Source organism: Rhizobium sp. HT1-10 (assembly GCF_049472505.1).
Taxonomy (GTDB): domain Bacteria; phylum Pseudomonadota; class Alphaproteobacteria; order Rhizobiales; family Rhizobiaceae; genus Rhizobium.
The window spans coordinates 1-18,890 of sequence record NZ_JBCEBQ010000001.1 but is presented as its reverse complement, the minus strand read 5'-3'; the positions used below and the strand labels follow the sequence as shown (position 1 = coordinate 18,890).

Here is an 18,890-nt window from a genome sequence, read left to right as displayed (position 1 = left end):
ACTTGACGCCTAGACCCCGGCGACGAGCTTGGCGATCTTGACGGCGTAACGGTCGGTCATCCCGGACACATAGTCAGTCAGCGCGTGGAGAGCTGTGTATTCGTCTTTAACGTCGCGCAAATCGAGGTTGGCCGCCCGGCGAAGCTGCTCGTGGTAACCGTCAAGCCCGGCCTGCTCCCAATTCCCAGCGCGCAACTGCTCGATGACGCCGATCAGTCCATCAAGCACCCCATGTACGACGTTCCGGCCGAAGACTTCCAGCTCCGTCTTGCGGGGAGAGGTGAACAGGCGCTGCCTGGACAGCTTCTCAATCGCGGCGAATTCCCCGCTTCTAGCGGAGACCTCGATAAGCGATCCCGAGAAAGAACCCGACATGATCGCTTCATAGTTTTCCTTGAAGGCCGCGACACAGGCATCAATGGCCGAGCCGATAGCGCGCGCCCGGGCATAGGCGATGATCTCATCGGTCGTTCGGTCGGCTAGGTCGACGTTGGGGATGCCGGCGAGCGACCGAAGATGCTTCAGGACGATGTCCTCGTTGAAGTCGCCGGACGCGTAGGCGTCCTCAAGATCGAGGATGTTGTAGCAGATGTCGTCGGCGGCCTCTACGAGGAAGACAAGCGGGTGGCGGCGCCACCAGCGATCGGCGCCTATGGTTTCCACGGGCAGCCCCACCGCTTCGGCGACTTGGGCGAACAGCTCGGCATCGCTTTCGAACACGCCGAATTTCTTGAGCCCGCGATACGGTTGCTTTGCCTTGGCGCGGACCCTGGCGGTCACCGGATACTTCGCGAAGGCGCCAAGCACGCCCATCGAGAGGCGCATGCCGCCCTCGTTCCGGTACATCTCAAGCCTGCTGATGATCCTGAAGCCCTGCGCGTTCCCCTCGAAATCCTGGAACTCCAATCGAAGCGGCGTCTCGATCGCGCCGAACAGTTCGGACGGACCGCGGAAGCTCTCCGCGAACCAGCTTCCGATAGCCGCCTCGCCCGAGTGTCCGAAGGGCGGATTCCCTATATCATGGGCAAGGCAAGCTGCCTGCGTCATCCCGGCGACGACGTACTTTTCGCCGGCACCGAGGCCGTGCTCCTTCTCGAGCCAGTCGCCGACGGCAATGCCCAGGGAGCGGCCGACGCTCGCCGTCTCGACGCTGTGGATCAGTCGATGGTGTAGGTGGTCGTTTTCGTACAGGGGATGGACTTGCGTCTTGTTGGCAAGACGACGGAAGGGAGCAGAGAAAGTAATTCGGTCGGCGTCCTGAATGAACGTCGGTCGATCGGTTTTCTCAACGTAATTCGCGTCGCATAAACGCCTGCGGTAGAGGAGGTTTTGCCAATCCACGGGGTTTCTCCAAATAACAGTGCGCCACAACTATCACGTTAGTCGCCGTCAAGACAGTTATGTAAGCGCAGATACAGAATTAGAGCGTGTCTGGCGCAGCCGCCATTGGCCAGCGAGTGCGATGCGAACACCCGCTGTCGGTTCGCAGGTATTGCCAGTGGCTCACGCGGGCTCCAGCGTGAAGGGCAGTCGAGCTGGATCGGCAGCGGCGACGTCCCTGTCGAAATCGGCGCGGGTGTAATCTCTCGGATAGTAGCTGAAACACTTGAGCTCGAAATAGGAATTCGTATCCATAAATCGGCGAGACAACGATAGGCTTACCGCCTCGGCGTCGCTGGCGTCGAAGTCCTTGCTCAAGTGCATCACCGTGATGCCGGTTGCTTCGGCGCTCGCCGGATCAACAGGACTTGCCCCTCGGGCAATCCAATCGCTAAGCAACGGGTCGGCCGTCTTGGGCGGACCGTAGGCGATGACGGGCCCGACGGACACGCCTGCGATCGCCGAAGCGTGGTTGTCAAGCCATGCCGTCGTTTCATCGAGGGTCCGCTGTGTTTCACCTGCATAGAGCAGCACATTTGCTTTGACCCGCACGCCGTGTTTGCGGCACGCCTCAACGAGGTCGGATGCGCGTCGGAGATACCTGTCCGGATCACGGGACTTGCCCATGGCCAGAATTTGGGTCGGAGACGCTGTCTCTAGCCCAAGGTCGATGACTTTCAGCCCCGCCTGCGCCAGCGCCGCGACCGTTTCAGGTGTCATGGCGTCCACCCGGGTCTCCGTCCGCCATTCGATTCGGAGCCCCATGCGCTCGATGGCCGAAGCGAGGCGCTCGCTCCATTGGCGGCTGGGCGCGAACATCGACGCCTGAAGGTAAGGGTGGATCGCAGCTCCGCGGTACTGCTCCTGGACGAGAGCCATCGATGCGGCGAGGTCGTCCGGATCGCACAGCTTCTCAAGCGGGATATCGCGCTCCTCGCAAAAGACGCATTTCATGCCACAACCGCGAGAGGTTTCCACGCTCGGTTGATACCTCTCGTAGCCGTCCACCAGCAGGTGATTCAAAGTGAACCCGGGGGTCGGCGCCGACAGTCTGCGAAGATCTGGATTCCCGCTCAGAAGGCTTTCGACCATCGGCTCACCAAGCCCTTCGACGAGAATATCGGCCTCGGGCAACTTGGTCCGCAACCACGCGACATCGGGCCCGACCACCCACCTGCCTCCGACAATGATCCGACAGTCTGGATCCGCCTTCTTTGCAAGCGCGCAGAACGCTTTGGCCCAATCGAGGGCATAGAAGCTCGGGATAGACACCATAAGTGGAAAGGACGAGGGCAGCGCGCCCCTTGCCACGAGGCGCTCCATTGCCACCTCCGGCGTATTATGCTCCCCATGAAGCAGAAACGTTTCATATCCCTTGAGTTGCAACGTCGTTGCCAACGACAAGGCGCCGTAGTTGAGATAGAGCTGTCTGCGGGCGAGGGAGTGGTCGCGCTTTTTAGGGGCGGACATACCCGCGGAGACAAAGACAACAACATTTGATAGAGCCATGAGCTGCCCTCCTTCGGCGCGGCATAGTAATATAGGAGTTCAACTTGCCGTTTGTAAGTATTGAGGGAATAGACGGAAGCGGAAAATCCGTGCAGGTCAAACGCCTTGTCGAGCGCTTGCGCGCAGAAGGCAGGAGCGTCGTGCAAACGAAAGAACCCGACGGCGGCCGGCTCGGAAAAGAAATTCGCGCCATCCTGACCCAAGGTGACCGGCAGCTTGAGCGTGTGGAGGAACTGCTGTTGGTCAACGCGGCACGGTACGACCACGCCAGGAGCGTGATTGGCCCTGCCTTGGCCCGCGGGGACTGGGTCGTTTCGGATCGCTACTTCGATTCGACCTACGCCCTGCAAGTCTTTGGCGCGGCGGAGGATCTCAGACCTCTCCACGACGCCGTTCTGCACGCTGTTGTCGGTGACGCCCGCCCGCATGCGACTATTATTCTCGATTTGCCGCCAGACAGTGCTGCGGCACGCAGGACAATCCGGAAGGACGGTCCCGGCGATCCCGCTGAGGACAGGCGGAACTTCGTGCAGATTGCAGATGGCTTCCGTTCGGCCGCAGCGAACGATCCCGACCGCTGCCATCTAGTGAATGCTGACCGCGCAGAGGAGGAGGTGGCTGCCGACATTTGGTCGAGAATTGCAAACTTGCTGTAACATGAGGGCGCGCTAGCTTTCGTTTTTTATCGGAGGGTGCGACCAGTTCTGGAATGAATTCCCGGATACCATTGAACAAGTCGCAGATGTAGGTTGCGTTTTCTCGGCAATACATTGCAAATGGTCTCTCTTGGGAACAAGAAATAGGCGACGGTGAAAGAGGATCGGGCGTTGGTTAGGGCAGCACGGGGCCACCAGAACGACTCGGTAGACGCACTAGATTCCACGGAATGGTGGACAAGGTGATTGGCCGCTAAGTCGCGTGCATTTGGTCGATACGCGGCGTCATAAAAGTCGATTGGGAGGGAGCTTGTTCGGCGGCGGCGTAGCAGACAAATTCGGGAACATCTACGAGGCTTATTGGGCGGTTCGCCAGCTTTTGGATGTCGTTCAAGGGCGTGCGGTGTCAATGCGCCTCGAAGGCATCAGCGAAGCTTTTAACGGGTTTGAATTCGTCGTCGATGACGGACAACAGAAGGCTTGGCACCAAACCAAGATAACCGCTCAGGGACAGAACTGGACGCCTCGCGCACTTCATCGTGAGGGAGTGGTCAAGGCGTTCTCGTCGCGAATTGCTGCCGGCGATCACTGTGTTTTCGTGTCCCAAAGCCCTGCCGTCGATTTGTTTGAACTAGCTTCGAAGGCACGGTACGCGGAAGATTTTCAAGACTTTGACGGCGCTTTGGCAGCAACGCCAAGGCAAAAATTCCAAGAATTCCTAGTGGTCGCCGAGATGGATGCCGAGCGTGCATTCAATCTTCTCCGACATTGCGAATTTCGCACGTTGCCACAGGAAGAAATCAAGGCGGCAATCGAGAATTATGCCGGTCTCTTATTCCAGAATGACCCGGAAACTGTATTTTCTGTAGTTCGTGGGTACCTTGAGGAAAGACTAAACCGCGACCTCACCACAGATGTTGTGCGGCAAGAGCTCACCGCGAAGACCGAGCTCCGCTTTAAAGACTGGTCTCTGCGCCCAACAATTCGGGCGCGGCTTGCCTCCGAGAATAAGAGTTATCTTGAGTCTTACATTCCATTCGGCGCAGCCGGTCACCTCATAAAGCGTGCGCATGCGGCCGAGATAATCGCTTCTCTCGAAGACAAAGCTGGAGCGGGTGTCGTAATGCTTTCGGGCATTGCCGGGTCGGGGAAATCGGGAATCGTCCGGGATTTGGTCAACGGACTAGCCGAGCGCGATATACTGCACCTGGTGTTTCGAGTGGATTATCATTTGAACTGTCGGTCGCCAGAAGCCCTCGGCGAATCTGTTCTTGGCATATGCGAAAGCCCCGCGACGATTTTGAAAGGACTATCTCCGGACAAACTATCGGTTCTTGTGATCGATCAGCTCGACGCGATCAGTGAAATATCTGGCCGGAACGGCACTACTCGCAATGCCGTCATGAGGATTGTGGAGGAGGCACGCCGATATTCGACGGTTCGGGTTGTTCTGATCTGTCGAAGCTTCGACATAGAGAACGATGAACGCATTAAGTTACTGCGGCAACGGCAGGATTTCCGACAGTTCGATGTTCCATTGCTCCAGTGGAACAGCGATGTTGCTCCCGTGCTTGGAGAACTCGGTGTGCAGGCCGATAAACTGGACGCGGCGCAGCGCGAGTTACTCTGCCTGCCGCTGAACCTTGCGGTCTTCGCCGAGCTTGCTAACGAAACGGACACCCAGTTTTCCAGCCGCAACGATCTGTTCGGCAAGCTCCTATTGAAAAAGGAGCGGGCTTTAAACGACAATCGCGAGCCGCCAAACTGGCCCCTGGCGTTGCCCCTGCGCGCTTTGAGTGACTGGATGAGCTCAAGGCAAAAACTTGACGCTCCGGTCGCGGTACTCGACGATTATGCGCGTAGCGCGGACATTCTGTCCTCGGAGCACTTGATTTCGCGATCACGTGGCACGGTCAGCTTCTTTCACGAAAGCTTCTTTGACTACATGTTTGCCCGGTCCTTCGTGGCAAAAAACCAGACGATTGTTGATCTCCTCACTTCAAGCGAGCAACACCTTTTCCGACGAACGCAGGTCCGTCAGATCTTGGAGAGCATTAGGCAGAGTGACTTCTCAAGATATCTCGATGAACTCAGTGGCATCTTCAATTCCAGCTACGTCCGCGTTCATATTAAGGTCGCGGTTGCCAAGTGGTTGGCCGCTTTAGCCTCGCCAGCCCCGGAAGAACGAGACATTGTTTTGGCGTTCGACACTCCGGATGTCGCGTTTCCGGTTTTGGTGCGGGATGCAATTCTGGGGACTGGTGGCTGGTTCGACGTTCTTGTTGAACACCAATGGCTCGCAAGGCAACTGGATAGCGAAGCCGAGCCACGTAAGAGAGCTTTGCTTTGGTTTCTGGAGAAAATCGCAGGCGAAAGGTCGGAGGCTATAGCGAAGCTCCTCGATAATTGGTGGGATGGAAACGACGCGCGAGGCTGCGAGCTTTTAAACTGGTTCAGCCATATGCGACAGCAAACTGCCGCGCCGTCACTTGTGGGCCTTTGTTGCCGCGTCGTCGCATCTCGACCTTCGAACCTATTCGCAGGCGACGACATTCGCCAGGAGTTGTTGATCGCGCGATGGGCTTCGAGTGAAGCTGCCGAAGATGCAGCCTCGATTTTGAAGGTTTACTTTAACACCTGGTACGACGCCAATCCGGGTGATCAGCCGTTCGCGCGCGACGTATTCAAGCAAAGAGACATCCATTCTCTGGCTGAACTGGGGAAGAAATCGCCCATTGCCTTGCTGGAGGGCACTGTTGAGGCATTGACTCGATCTTTCGCTGTGATCAATGCCAAAGAAGAAGGGGGCGAACGAGACTACACGTTTTATTTCCGTCAGATGGGGACTGCCGGCTTCGGCGCGGACCGTTTGATCCAATTGATGCGCGCTGCTCTACAGGCTGTTGCAGCAACCAACCCTGACACAGCGCGGGTGTTGCTCGGCAGGATAGATCCGCGGCTGCACGAGGTCGCAATTCACCTGCATCTCGAGACAATTAGCGCAAACCCGAAACAACTTGCCGATCTCCTGCTTCCTCTTGTCGAGTTGCCGGAAGTTCTCGAAGCAGGCTGGGAGGGGGCCAAATGGAGGTCGTTCGCGGACGCCGCTGGCGCAGCGCTCCCGCATTTGGATGCAGTCTCGGCACTCGACGTAGAATGTTTCCTTCTACGTTACTGGCCCGAGATAGACTACGCGGCCCAAGCAGCGTCAGAGGTCACCCAAGCCAGGGCTTCCGCCGGAGAGCGCTCCCACGCGATGCACTACCTTTCCGTATCCGGGCACAGACAGTTCTGCATCCTGCACACGATTGGAGAGGAAAATCTCGGAGCATCCGCGAGAAAGCGGTTGGCGGAACTTGGTAGGAAATTCAAGACGCACGAGGTTGATGAGCCAACAAGCACGCGTATGAGGTCCGTTGATTCTCCGATTTCGCTTGGTCGCGCCAGGTACATGAGCGACGATAATTGGATCGACGCAATGGCTCGATATGGTGGCGACCATAGATCGAAACAGCAAGACAGATACATCGGTGGTGCGCGTCAGCTCTCGTCCGTCCTGAAAGCCACGGTTAAAGTCGATCCATGCCGTTTCAGGTCGCTATTAGGCAGGTTGCCTTCAGATGCCGACGACTCATACATCCGCGCATTCATCGAAGGATTACTCGATTCCGAGGCAATAGAGGTCAACGATCTCGAGGCGGCCGTGCTCATAGCTCATGGTTGGCAAGATCGGCCGTTCGGAGACATCATATGTCGCGCATTTCACAATCACCCTGAGCTTTGCGAACGTGACGAACTCTGGTCCGCTCTTGTATGGTACGCGGAAAACGGCAGCGCACCCGGAAAAGCTGAGCTGAGCGAAAGCTTTGCCAGCACCGAACTTGTGACGATCGAATATCTTCTGGAGCAAGGCGGGCACATTCTTATTCGCGGAATCAACAGTGTCCGGGGATCGGCGCTGGAAGCACTAACACAGGTATTGTGGAAGGTGCCGGCGCGGACTGCGGAAGCCCGAGATTTGGTTGAGCGAAGGGTGGTTGCGGAATCTGACCTCAGTGTTCGATGTTGCCTTGTTGGGCCTCTGGCACCAATGTTCAATATCGACAAGATACGATGCGCCGAGTTGTTGGAGGCCCTCGTCGGAGAGGTCTCAGGTTCACAAAGCGGCCTTGTCGTTCTTTTGACCCGACCTGCGGTGTCGTTGATGCCATACATTGTCCACCAGATACCGGATGTTGGTCGCCGCCTAATCGAGCGGATGGCAGCGTCAAACGAAGAACGCATCAGACTTGTGGCTGCGTGGCATGTTATGCGCTCTAGTTATCACGAAGGCGATTATGTCGAATGGGCCGACCGGCTGGAAAACCAAGACATCAACGCGCGTCTCCTGTCAGCAGATATCGCCTGTAACGCCGTCGCTGAGGCAACTTTCAGGGATCGCGCTTTCAATAAGGTACGGAAGTTTTTCAATGACGGGGACGAGGGCGTCCGCAGGAAGGCGGCTGAGGTCTTCCGATATGTTCCGCGCGATCAACCGGAACTAGCAGATGAACTAGCGACGCCCTTTCTTGCGAGCGATGCCTTTCGAGAGGAAACCTTCGCATTTCTTCACTTCCTCGAGGAAGCACAAATTTCGGTGTCGAACTTCGTGGTAGCGGCTGCGGAGAGGGTCTTGCAAGCCGTGGCGACTGAGGGAGCAGGCCAACATGATATGTCGTTGCATCAGCTCAACGATTTGTTGAACCGGGAATATGTAAATTCCGAGCGTGATCCGGCACTCCGGAGGCGTCTGCTGGACGTCATCGACCAGATGCTTACGTTGGATCTACGCGGTGTAGACGACCTGTTCAAGAAACATGAGCGTTGAGTTGTCTCACAATCCAATGAGAGAACCAGCCGGTCGGCGGCACGGCATTTGAAAGCCGGGATACCAGAACTTTGAATTGTTGTTTGTAGGCGAGGATTGAGGAGTGTTCAACGAGGCAGAAAAACTCTATCCTTCCTTGACCCCGCTTGCGCTTCAGGTCCGCTGGAAGATCCCAACCGAATTCCCAGCGTGCCCAGAGGAATTAACCGATGACGCCCTACTTCTTTACGAGTCGCGCCTCTCTTTCGGAAGCGTGTTCGCACGCAATCATTTTTCCACAAGCCTCGTGGTCGACCGGCGTCTTAAGGACGATGATCTGATCGTTCTCACTCGCTTCGCTGGAAAAACAGTGAAGGATTGAGCGGTGGCTCATATCTCAATCCAGGACGGTTTTTTCCATCACAGAAGCGAAAACACTTTCTTTGGTCTCAACGGTGCCCTCAAGCACTTCTGCGAATTGGCCGGGGAGGAACTTGGCGACTCGATCGACGACTATTGTTGACAGTCATCATGCAGCGGCATCGAGCGACGAGGCTAAAGGCTTGTTATGGTTGTTTAGTCTCTTCGAAAGCGGACCAGGAATATCCTGATCCTCTATCCGCATCCCACTAAGGCAGTCGATTTTACAAGTCTCCATGCCATCAGGCCCCCGCAACCAAATCAATCACACGATCCCGTAGCCAAGGCTGCGGGATTTTTGCGTTTATGGGTGGTGGCTGGCCGCTGCGAAGCCGTGCGGTGATGTTGCCAGCTCACCCTTCCTCACCATTGACGAAACTTCTCTTCATTGCGTGGAGAATGATGGCGGCAGAAGCGGCGCCGGGGTCGATATGGCCGAGCGATCGCTCGCCAAGCCGCGCCGAGCGACCGCGGGCGGCGATCATGGATGCTGTGGCCTGCGCGCCTGCATCCGCCGCCTCGATAATCTTGCGCCACATCTGATCGGACGACAGGCCGCAGGCTTCGGCGTGGATGGCCGCTTCCATCGCCGGGATCCAGGCGTCGAGCATCGTCTTGTCCCCGCGCTGGCCTTTTCCGCGTTCCCCTATCCCGACAGCCAAGGCTTCAATCAGCCCGACCTGGTAGGCGGTCGTCAGTCTTTCGTCAGGTTCGGGCACATTGGCGGCTCTCAGGAATGCGCTTGCATAGAGAGGGCCGGTGGAGGCGCCGACGGCATTCAGGAAGGCCGTGGCTGCACGGGTGAAAATTGCTCCGCCCGTTGCCTGCTCGAGGTCCATCGAAGCCAGCTCCATCGTCACGGCGTTGAAGCCAAGCGACATGGTGATCCCATGGTCGGCATCGCCGATCGCGCCGTCGAGCGCGGTCAGACGATCTTTTTCGGCGTCGATTGCCGACGATATATCACCGAACATGCGCACCAGAACCCGCGCGGTGTTGACAGACATCTGCGATCCTCCATCGGTCGGGCTCCTCCCCGATCCAAAATTATATAACCTTCAAAGCCGCGCCGTCACAGGGATGGTTCAGCAGCATGCTGAGGTCGTCATCGAGATGCAGCAAGGAAATCGACGCGCCAACCATGTCGAGCGACGTGAAATAGTGCCCCACCCAATTCGCGTCGATCTCAATACCCCTGGCCGCCAGGCGCTGCTCGACCCTTCGAAACAGGATGTAGAGCTCCATCAGCGGTGTCGCTCCAAATGAGTTGACAAGCACGGCGACCCTGTCCCCCGCAGCGGGCTTCATTTCCGAGAAGATACGATCGATGACTTTGTCGGTGATCGCGTCGGCAGTCATCATCTTTTCCCGCGAGACGCCCGGCTCGCCGTGGATGCCCATGCCGAATTCGATATCGTCAGGGCCGATATCGAAATTATGACGACGGGTCTGCGGCATGGAGCATGGTTCCAGGGCGACGCCAACGGTATAGGTACGCGCATTGGCCTTGCGCGTCAGCGCCTCGCATTTCGAGAGCGGAAAACCCAGATCGCAGGCGGCGCCCGCCGCCTTGAACGTGAAGAAGTTGCCGGCGACGCCACGCCTTCCCTCCCGGTCCTCGAGCGGCGAAGAGGCAATGTCGTCGGTCGTCAATACCGTACGGATCGGGATGCCCTTCGCTTCGGCCAGTTCTGCCGCCATCTCGAAGTTCATGACATCGCCGGCATAGTTGCCGTAGACGTAGAGAACGCCTTCGCCGCCGGAGGCGGCTTCCGTGCATTGCAGGATGGGGGCGGGCGGCGGTGATGAAAAGATGTTGCCAATCGCAACCGCATCGGCAAGCCCCTTGCCGACATAGCCGTAGAAACCCGGCTCGTGACCGGCACCGCCGCCAATCACCAGACCGACCTTGCCGGGCCGCGGCCCATCGCGGGCAATCAGGGCCCGCTTTGCCCGGTCGAGCGGATGGAGATGACGTTGATGTGCCCTGACGATCCCGTCGAGCATCTGCTCGACGACCTTGTCGGGGTTGTTCAGAAACTTTTTCGTGTAGATCCGCTGGTGCGACGGCGGCGACGGCGCGGCGTCCGGCTTCGACCGCTGCGACATCCGCCGGTCGACGTCCGGCACGCCATCGGCATTAAGAATACCCCGAGCCGTCGCGGCATCGGTGATGAGCATGTCGACGTAACCGCCGCGAAGCGCTGCTAGAATGGCGGGCACCTTGTCGAAGCCGCCGGCGATAGCGATACGCAGCCCTATGTTTTTCAGCGTCTCCAGCGAGATGCCGATGGTCCGATCATCGAGTGGGCCGGTGATCGCTCGCCCGTGACCGTCGATGAACCGGCCGGCAATGACGCCGACCGCATTTCTTGCCAGATAATCCTGCAGCGATACCGATTCGAAGAAACCGCTGGTGTGGATGGTCGAGTTCGGGCGCAACGACGAAATCCCGAAGAGTGCCTTGTTGGCGCGCGCGAGGATATCGAACTGGCCTTCGATCAGCGGCTCGCGCAACAGCAGGTCGCGAACCTCGGGGTTGGTGACGATCGCCGGCGCGGAGATATTGATCAACCGGCCGCCGACCGCCTCGGCGATCGACGAGGCGCAGAGTTCCGGTGTATAGGCAAAAGTGGCGCGTGTGCCGCCGGTTGCCTGGACGACTGTCACGTCCTGCAGCCCCGGTGCGGAGGCGCGCTCGCCGACGGCAAGCACCGTGCGGCCCCAGGAAACGGCTAGCGTATCGCCCGATTTTAGCAAGCGCTGCAGAGCCTGGGCGCCAGCCGCGCCGAGCCGCTCGATCAATGGGCGGGCGCTGTCGTCGCTCGGCACGACCAGACAGTCGGCAAGACCGAAATGATGCTTGATTTCCTGGGCCACGGTCAGCGACGCCAGCCGACCGGGTTCGATCGAAATGTTGACAATACCGCGCTCACGCGCCTCAGCCAGGTAGCTGTTGACTGTCGCGCGGGAGATGCCCATCGCATCGGCGATGTCGCCTTGCGTCATACGGTCTTCGTAGTAGAGCCAGCAGGCCCAGACATAAGGATCGTCGCCGTAGCGCAGCGGCATGCCTTCCGGCGCTTGCGAGAGCTCCGGCTTGGACAACCCTGCTTTGCGCGGCTGGGATGGTTTCACTGTCATTTAACCGCGCCGTCTCCCTGTTCGCTCTCCGAGTTTGGAAGCAATAGCGTGGCTTTGCAAGAGATCAAGCACATCGCCGAAAAGCAACGGCCAAGCCGAGGGCAGGGCCGTTGCCTTCAAGGCCGATCGTGATGGATAGCGACGGTCTCAGCGTTGAATATCACAGAAGTCGCTCCTGGACCGACTGGCAGAGCTGTTTCAGGATAATCGCACAGGACGTCGCGCCGGCGTCGAGAACGCCCAGCGAACGATCGCCCAGCCGCGCCGATCTGCCGATTTTGGCAACCAGATTGAGCGTTGAATCGCGGCCGTCCTCGGCCGCCACCACCAGTTTGCCGAGGGCACTGTCGAACGGCTCGCCCGCCCCAATCGCAGCGTCGAACGCGTCGATGGCCGGAACGAGGGCATCGAGCAGCGTCTTGTCGCCCACCTTGGCGGAACCGATCGACTGTATGCCCTCAAGCCCGCCATGCAGCATCGCGCTGAAGATCGGGGGATCGATGTCTTCGCGGCCAGCCAGATGCTCGGCGAACTCCGTGAACATGACGCCATAGAGCGGCCCCATCGAGCCGCCGATTTCGTTCATCAGGACGGAGCCGAGAAGTTCGAAAGCCTCTCCCAGCGTCGCATCCTGCTGGCCCTTCAGCCGCTCAGCTGCCATGCCGAAGCCCTTGGCCATGTTGACGCCATGGTCGCCATCGCCGATCTTTCCATCGATTTCGCTGAGATAGGCCCGATTTTCGATAATACGGTCGGCGATCGAAATGACGATCGATGCGCTCGCCGCGTTCTTGAATGTTTGCATGGAGATACCCTCAGAGCTTCATCGTGCAGTTGGTTTCGACCTCGAGCAGCGGCTTGATCTCCTCGTCGAGCGCCAGCACCGTGAGCGTTGCTCCGACCATCTCGAGCGAGGTGAAATAGTTGCCGACATAGGTCTTGTGGATGACGAGCCCACGGGCGGTGATTTCCGTCTCGATGGTGTCGTTCAGGATGTAGAGTTCGTTCAGCGGCGTGGCGCCAAGACCCGATACCAGTACCGCGACCTCGGTTCCGGGAGCAAGGTTGTGATCGTCGAGAACGATCTGTACCATGTCCTTGGCTATGGCTTCGGCCGTCTTCAGCGGCTCGACGCGAACGCCGGGCTCGCCGTGGTGGCCAATGCCGACCTCCATGGTGCCAGGCTCGATCTGGAAATTCGGATGACCGACGGCCGGCAGCGTGCATGGCCCGAGCCCGACACCGATGGACCGGCAATTGTCTATAGCCTTCTGCGCGATCGCGCGAACCTCCTCGAGACTGCCGCCCTGCGAAGCCTTCGCGCTGCCGATCTTCCACATGAAGATTTCACCGGCGACACCGCGCCGCTTTTCCCGCTCGTGCGGCGGTGCGGAGCAGACGTCATCGTTCGCGACCACGGTCGCAACCTCGATGTCGTCCTTCGCGGCCAGCCGAACGGCCATCTTCACATTCATGTTGTCGCCGGCGTAGTTGCCATAGAGGCAGACGACGCCCGCGCCGCCATTGGCTTCGCGGATGGCATCGTGAAAACTCTTCGCGGTCGGCGATGAGAAAAGCTCGCCAACGGCAACCGCGTCCAACATGTTTCGCCCGGTATAGCCCATGAAGCCGGGCTCGTGGCCGGAGCCGCCGCCGGTGACAACGCCGACCTTGCCGGCAACGGGGGCATCCTTGGCGACAACAACGCGCGGGTTCGCCCCGAGGCGAAGGATATCGGAATGGGCCTTGACGAACCCCTTGACGGTGTCTTCGACAACCTGGTCCGGATCATTGATAAATCGTTGCATGATATCTCCTTGGCTCCGAAGCTGCCGCTCAGAGAATTGTATAGCCGCCATCGATGAGCAGGTCGGCACCGTTGATCATATTCGCGCCTTCCGAAACCAGGAACACGGCGGCGGCGGCGATTTCTTCGGGATAGGCGAAACGGCCTGTCGGTATTCTCTTCTTGGCGGCTTCGCCCTTTTCGCCGGCCCAGGCCTTCTTGCCCAGTTCCGTCAGCACGACGGTCGGCGAAATCGTGTTGACGCAAATTCCATGTTTGCCCCACTCGGCGGCGAAAGTCTTCGACATGCCGATGACACCGAACTTCGATGCGCAATAGGCGACATGGTCCTCGATCGCAACCGTTCCCGCCTGGGACGCCATGTTGACGATCTTGCCGCCTTTGCCGGCTGCGATCATCGCGCGTCCGACGGCCTGCGTCACCAGGAAACTGCCCTTGAGATTGATGTTGATCGTCTTGTCCCAATAATCGAGCGACAGATCCTCGGCCGGCGCCAGGAAGACGACGCCTGCACTGTTGACGGCGATATCGATCCCGCCGAAAGCGGAGAGTACATCGGCCACCGCTGTGCTGACCGAGCCGGGATTCGATACGTCGCAGACGAAGGGTCGTGCGCCATTGCCAAGCGCATCGGCCTTCTGCCCAGCTATTTCGGCATTGATATCGAGCACCGCGACGGTGGCACCCTTGGCGGCAAAGGCATCCGCGATCGCCGCGCCGATGCCGGAGGCTCCCCCGGTCACGAGGGCGATCTTGCCGGTCAGCGGGAAGTTGAGGTCAATCTGTGGGGCTGTGTCGGTCATCGTTTCCATTCTCGGTCTGATGGGATCGGGGCGGCATGGCCGCCCCTCTCACCCATGTCCTACTTGCGCGATTCCAGCAGCTTGTCGGCGTTCTCGGCTGTGACCTGGGTCCAGGGGACGAGGTAGTCCTTTTCCTTGCCGTCGGCCCACTTCATGTCGGGATACTGGGTCCAGACGTTGGAGACCGGCTTGTAGTCAGGTCGTGCTGCCTTGATGGCGACATCGAGGGCACCCTGCGCCTGGGCACTGCCGTCCTGCAGGATCGATGCCATCTGTCCGGCCTTGACGGCGTTGATCGCATCGGTCACGCCGTCGACGCCGGCAATGGCGAAGTCAGCGACGTTGAGCTTGGCCGCCTTGATGGCTTCGATCGCACCCAGTGCCATCTCGTCATTCTGGCCGATGACGCCCTTGATTTGGCCAGGATGGGATGTCAGCCAATTTTCCATCAGCGTCTGGGCTTCTGCGCGCGACCAGTTGGCCGTCTGCATTTCAAGAACCTTCACGTCCGGGCAGGCCTTCAGTGCTTTCTGATTGCCTTCCAGCCGCTGGATCTGGCCGGACTGGCCAATCGGGCCCTCGAGGATGACGAGATTGCCCTTGCAGCCCATCTTGTCGAGAACGGCCTTGGCTTCCATCTCGCCGGCGAGCACGTCGTTCGAGCCGACATAGGACGTCAGCAGGTCGGAATTGACGCGAGCGTTGGAACCGACGACCGGGATGCCGGCATCATGGGCTGCCTGGACAGCAGCCGCGCCGGCCTCGACATCCATCGGCACGAAGATGATCGCATCGAATTTCTGCGTGATCATCGTGTTGAACTGCTCCTGCTGGACGAGCGCGTCATAACGACCGTCGAACACCGTCAGCTCGACATCGCCGCTCTTGACGGCCGGGTGCTGTTTCAGCGCGGCCGACCAGAGCTGCATGAATTCGGCGTTCAGGCCATAGGTCGTGGCGCCGATCTTGAGTTTCTTGTCCTGTGCCATCGCCGGTGCGGCAAGGATGGCAACGCTGGCGATAAGGCCAATCAGCAGTCTCTTCATCTCTTTCTCCTCCATAGAGATTCCCGGCTGCCATTGTGGCATGCCGTTTCGTTGCGGGCGGCGTTTGCCACCCGAATGTCCTGGTCACTGACCATGATTGCGTTTGCGATCGAGCATCACGGCGCCGACGATGAGCGCTCCTTTGATGACCTGCTGGTAGTAGGATTGGATGCCGAGCAGATCGAGGCCATTGTTCATCACGCCGATGATGAGGGCGCCGATCAGTGTGCCGGTGACCCGCCCGACGCCGCCGGAAAGGCTCGTGCCGCCGATGACCACTGCAGCAATGGCGTCCAGCTCGTAGGCGACGCCCGCCTGCGGCAGCGCCGACCCCGTCCGCGCCGACAGCATCATTCCGGCCAGACCGGCTAGCGCGCCCGAGATGGTGTAGACCACGAAGCGGATGCGGGTGACGTTGATGCCGGATGTCTTGGCCGCGTGCGGGTTGCCGCCGACGGCGTAGATGTAGCGGCCGAACCGCGTCCGGTTGAGAACCCACCATGACGCAACGAAGACGATGGCAAGGATGACGACCGGCATGGGAATGCCGACGATATTGCCGGTGCCGATCCAGCGGAATTCTGGCGTCAAGCCCGGAACAGGCTTGCCGCCGCCATAGATCAGGGTCATGCCGCGTGCCGCCGACAGCATGCCGAGGGTAGCGACGAAGGCCGGGACGGAAAAGCGAGAGACGATGATCCCGACGATTGTCCCGCAGGCAAGGCCGACGAGTATTCCGACGGCAAGCGCGACATAGGGCGGATAGGGTGCGCCGAAAACGCCTGCAGTCGCCGATGTCGTCGCCAGGCTGGCGCTGACAATGCCGGCGAAGGCAACGACCGAGCCGACCGAAAGGTCGATGCCGCGCGTCAGGATGACGAAGGTCATGCCGATTGCCAGCACACCGTTGATCGAGGTTTGCAACAGGATGTTCGAGATGTTGCCCGAGGTCAGGAAGTATTCGTTCGAAACCGACAGGATCAGCGAGAGCAGTAGAAACGCGAGAAAGATCCCGTATTCCTGCAGCAGCAGTCTCCGGCGCTCGGAATTGAACCAGCCGGTTGTCGTGTTGTTATCGGAGAGTGACACTTTTCATAACCTCTTGAACGTACCGGGCATGGAATGATTTAGGGCAGGCCCCATGGGGCCGCTAAGTCGACAGATGAACCAGCGTCTCCGCATTCGCCTCGGTGCGTGGATAGATGCCGGCCGAGCGCCCGTCACGCATGACGAGGATGCGATCCGACATGCCGAGCACCTCGTCGATCTCGGAGGAAATCATCACCACCGTGCCGCCGGCCGCCGCGAAATCGCAGATGATCCGGTAGATTTCGCGCTTGGCTCCCACGTCGACGCCGCGCGTCGGCTCATCCAGCAGCAGCACCTTCGGATCGCGCAGGAACCACTTGCCGAGCACGACCTTCTGCTGGTTGCCGCCGGAAAGGCCGGAAACCGGCATGGTGTCGCGCGCCGCCTTGATGCCGAAATGCGAGATCATCCTCGTGCTGGCGGCCTGCTCTTCCCGCCGCCGCATGAGGAAATTGGGGCTCATCTCCGGCAGGCTCGCCATGGCGATATTGCCGCGCACGCTGTCGTCGAGGTTGAGCCCGGTCAGTTTCCGATCCTCGGTGACGAAGGCGATCCCGTGCTTCATCGCCTCAGACGGCTTCGAGACGGTAATAGCCTCGCCATGCAGTTTCACCCCGCCGGCATCTGCCTTGTCGAGCCCGAACAGGCAGTTGAAGATCTCCGTCCGTCCGGAGCCCATCAGCCCGTAGATGCCGAAGATCTCGCCCTTCCGCACCGAGAAGGAAATATCCTCGATCTTGCCGGCAGCCGTCAGGCCCTTAACCTCGAAACCGATGTCGTCCGTCGGGACGTTGGTCTTGATATATTCCTCGCCAAGCTCGCGGCCGACGATCATCCGGATCAGGCTCGGCCGGTCGATATCGGCAAGGTCGCCGCTGCCGACATAGGCGCCATCGCGAAACACCGTATAGGCATCGGCAATCTGGAAAATTTCCGACAGCCGGTGCGAGACATAGACCACGCCCTTCCCGGCGGCCTTCAGACGGACGATCGTCTTGAAAAGCTGTTGCGCCTCTTTCTCGCCGATGGCCGATGTCGGCTCGTCCATGAAGATGACTTCGGCATCGTGGCTGAGCGCCTTGGCGATTTCCACCAGCTGCATCTGCGCCACGGAAAGGTTCATCATATATTGGTTGGCGCGGATGTGGAATTCCAGCTGGTCGAGCAGCTTTTGCGCATTCTGGTTCATCGTGGCGAAATCGATGCCGCCGAAGCGCCGGGAGGGCTCCCGCCCGAGATAGATGTTCTCGGCCACCGTCATGTGCGGGACCGGGCTGAGTTCCTGCTCGATGATGGCGATGCCCGAAGCAAGCGCATCGCCGGGACCGGCGAATTCCACCAGCCTGCCGCTGCGGCGGATCGAGCCACCATCGCGCTTGTGAATTCCCATGAGGATCTTGAGAAAGGTCGACTTCCCCGCGCCGTTGCCGCCGCAGAGCGCGTGCACCGACCCGGCCTTCAGCTGAAAGCGTCCGTCCTTGAGCGCCGCAACGCCCCCGAACGACTTCTTCAGCCCCTCGACGTCGAGAAGATAATCCACGCTGTTGTCCTCCTCTGGCCGTCGACCCAGGTGGCGGGTGGACGGCAGTCGCAGCGTCTATCTCCATTTCGACGCTGCTGCTGACAATAGTCAGTTTACGCACGACATTTGTCAAGCAGCTATCTTGCCATTCTGAAGGTGACGCCAAAACGATCGGGTCAAGAGGGGCGGCGGTGATTCGCGCGACCGTCACGAATCACACACAATCATTTGGCTGTCGGGTGCCGGTGGGGCGTGGCACAGCGTGAAATCTCTTGTGATTGCCGTAAATTGCCCGAAAGATCGCATCTGCAGGGTGCGGCGGGTCCAGCCCGGGAATAAAAACTGCGGATTTCGGCGACCAATTTCATTTTCTTTCAAATCCCCTGTTGACTATTCCGAGGGTGAGGGCCTATAAGCCGCTCACTGACGAAGACGGCGGCGCTTCTGGCGCTGACGAACGACTTCGCTCTGGTGTTTCGAATGAAACTGCAGACTTTGTTGGGGTGATTTGCTGAAAGGCGGTTATCTCGTCGGTAAGGTTTTGACTGAGTTTTAGAACTCAAGTCGGTTTTTTGACAATTGAATATAGAGAAGAAAGAGAAACGTGGGCGGCGGAGCTTGACGGGTTCGGTAGAGATATCGAGCTTATGAATAGACTTTGACGGTCA

At 59.1% G+C, this 18,890-nt stretch carries 13 protein-coding genes; 3 read left to right on the top strand and 10 right to left on the bottom strand.

The window, feature by feature from the left end:
- Positions 1-9: 9 nt before the first annotated feature.
- Positions 10-1,341 carry a dGTP triphosphohydrolase gene (gene dgt / locus VH564_RS00065; protein ID WP_423337799.1) on the bottom strand — a complete coding sequence of 444 codons (1,332 nt, stop codon included), beginning with the start codon at positions 1,339-1,341 and terminating at the stop codon, positions 10-12.
- Between the two features lie 162 nt (positions 1,342-1,503).
- Positions 1,504-2,889, bottom strand: coding sequence for a B12-binding domain-containing radical SAM protein (locus tag VH564_RS00060; protein ID WP_423337798.1), 1,386 nt, complete (start codon positions 2,887-2,889; stop codon positions 1,504-1,506).
- 44 nt (positions 2,890-2,933) lie between these two features.
- Between VH564_RS00060 and tmk the strand changes: the two genes are divergently transcribed.
- The 3 genes from tmk to VH564_RS00045 all read left to right on the top strand — a co-directional run bounded on the left by tmk (position 2,934) and on the right by VH564_RS00045 (position 8,773).
- Positions 2,934-3,545, top strand: coding sequence for a dTMP kinase (tmk, locus tag VH564_RS00055; RefSeq protein WP_423337797.1), 612 nt, complete (start codon positions 2,934-2,936; stop codon positions 3,543-3,545).
- 310 nt (positions 3,546-3,855) lie between these two features.
- On the top strand, positions 3,856-8,412 hold the full coding sequence (locus tag VH564_RS00050) for a hypothetical protein (RefSeq protein ID WP_423337796.1): 4,557 nt from the start codon (positions 3,856-3,858) through the stop codon (positions 8,410-8,412).
- 103 nt (positions 8,413-8,515) lie between these two features.
- Positions 8,516-8,773 carry a hypothetical protein gene (locus VH564_RS00045; RefSeq protein WP_423337795.1) on the top strand — a complete coding sequence of 86 codons (258 nt, stop codon included), beginning with the start codon at positions 8,516-8,518 and terminating at the stop codon, positions 8,771-8,773.
- A gap of 391 nt (positions 8,774-9,164) precedes the next feature.
- Here VH564_RS00045 and dhaL (VH564_RS00040) read toward each other — a convergent pair whose 3' ends face one another.
- The 8 genes from dhaL (VH564_RS00040) to VH564_RS00005 form a co-directional block, all read right to left on the bottom strand.
- Positions 9,165-9,818, bottom strand: coding sequence for a dihydroxyacetone kinase subunit DhaL (gene dhaL / locus VH564_RS00040; RefSeq protein ID WP_423337794.1), 654 nt, complete (start codon positions 9,816-9,818; stop codon positions 9,165-9,167).
- A 40-nt stretch (positions 9,819-9,858) separates the two neighbouring features.
- On the bottom strand, positions 9,859-11,955 hold the full coding sequence (locus tag VH564_RS00035) for a bifunctional sugar-binding transcriptional regulator/dihydroxyacetone kinase subunit DhaK (protein ID WP_423337793.1): 2,097 nt from the start codon (positions 11,953-11,955) through the stop codon (positions 9,859-9,861).
- Between the two features lie 160 nt (positions 11,956-12,115).
- Entirely contained in the window at positions 12,116-12,760 is a 645-nt protein-coding gene (dhaL, locus tag VH564_RS00030; protein ID WP_423337792.1) for a dihydroxyacetone kinase subunit DhaL, read from the bottom strand.
- Between the two features lie 10 nt (positions 12,761-12,770).
- Positions 12,771-13,763 carry a dihydroxyacetone kinase subunit DhaK gene (locus VH564_RS00025; RefSeq protein WP_423337791.1) on the bottom strand — a complete coding sequence of 331 codons (993 nt, stop codon included), beginning with the start codon at positions 13,761-13,763 and terminating at the stop codon, positions 12,771-12,773.
- Positions 13,764-13,791: 28 nt separating this feature from the next.
- Positions 13,792-14,565 (bottom strand): SDR family oxidoreductase, encoded by a 774-nt coding sequence (locus tag VH564_RS00020; protein ID WP_423337790.1) that lies wholly within the window; start codon positions 14,563-14,565, stop codon positions 13,792-13,794.
- A 59-nt stretch (positions 14,566-14,624) separates the two neighbouring features.
- A complete protein-coding gene (locus tag VH564_RS00015; RefSeq protein WP_423337789.1) occupies positions 14,625-15,611 on the bottom strand; it encodes a substrate-binding domain-containing protein in 987 nt (328 codons plus the stop codon).
- 84 nt (positions 15,612-15,695) lie between these two features.
- Positions 15,696-16,700 carry an ABC transporter permease gene (locus VH564_RS00010; RefSeq protein WP_423337788.1) on the bottom strand — a complete coding sequence of 335 codons (1,005 nt, stop codon included), beginning with the start codon at positions 16,698-16,700 and terminating at the stop codon, positions 15,696-15,698.
- Positions 16,701-16,761: 61 nt separating this feature from the next.
- Complete coding sequence (locus VH564_RS00005) at positions 16,762-18,240, bottom strand: sugar ABC transporter ATP-binding protein (RefSeq protein WP_423337787.1); 1,479 nt, start codon at positions 18,238-18,240, stop codon at positions 16,762-16,764.
- Positions 18,241-18,890 lie beyond the last annotated feature (650 nt).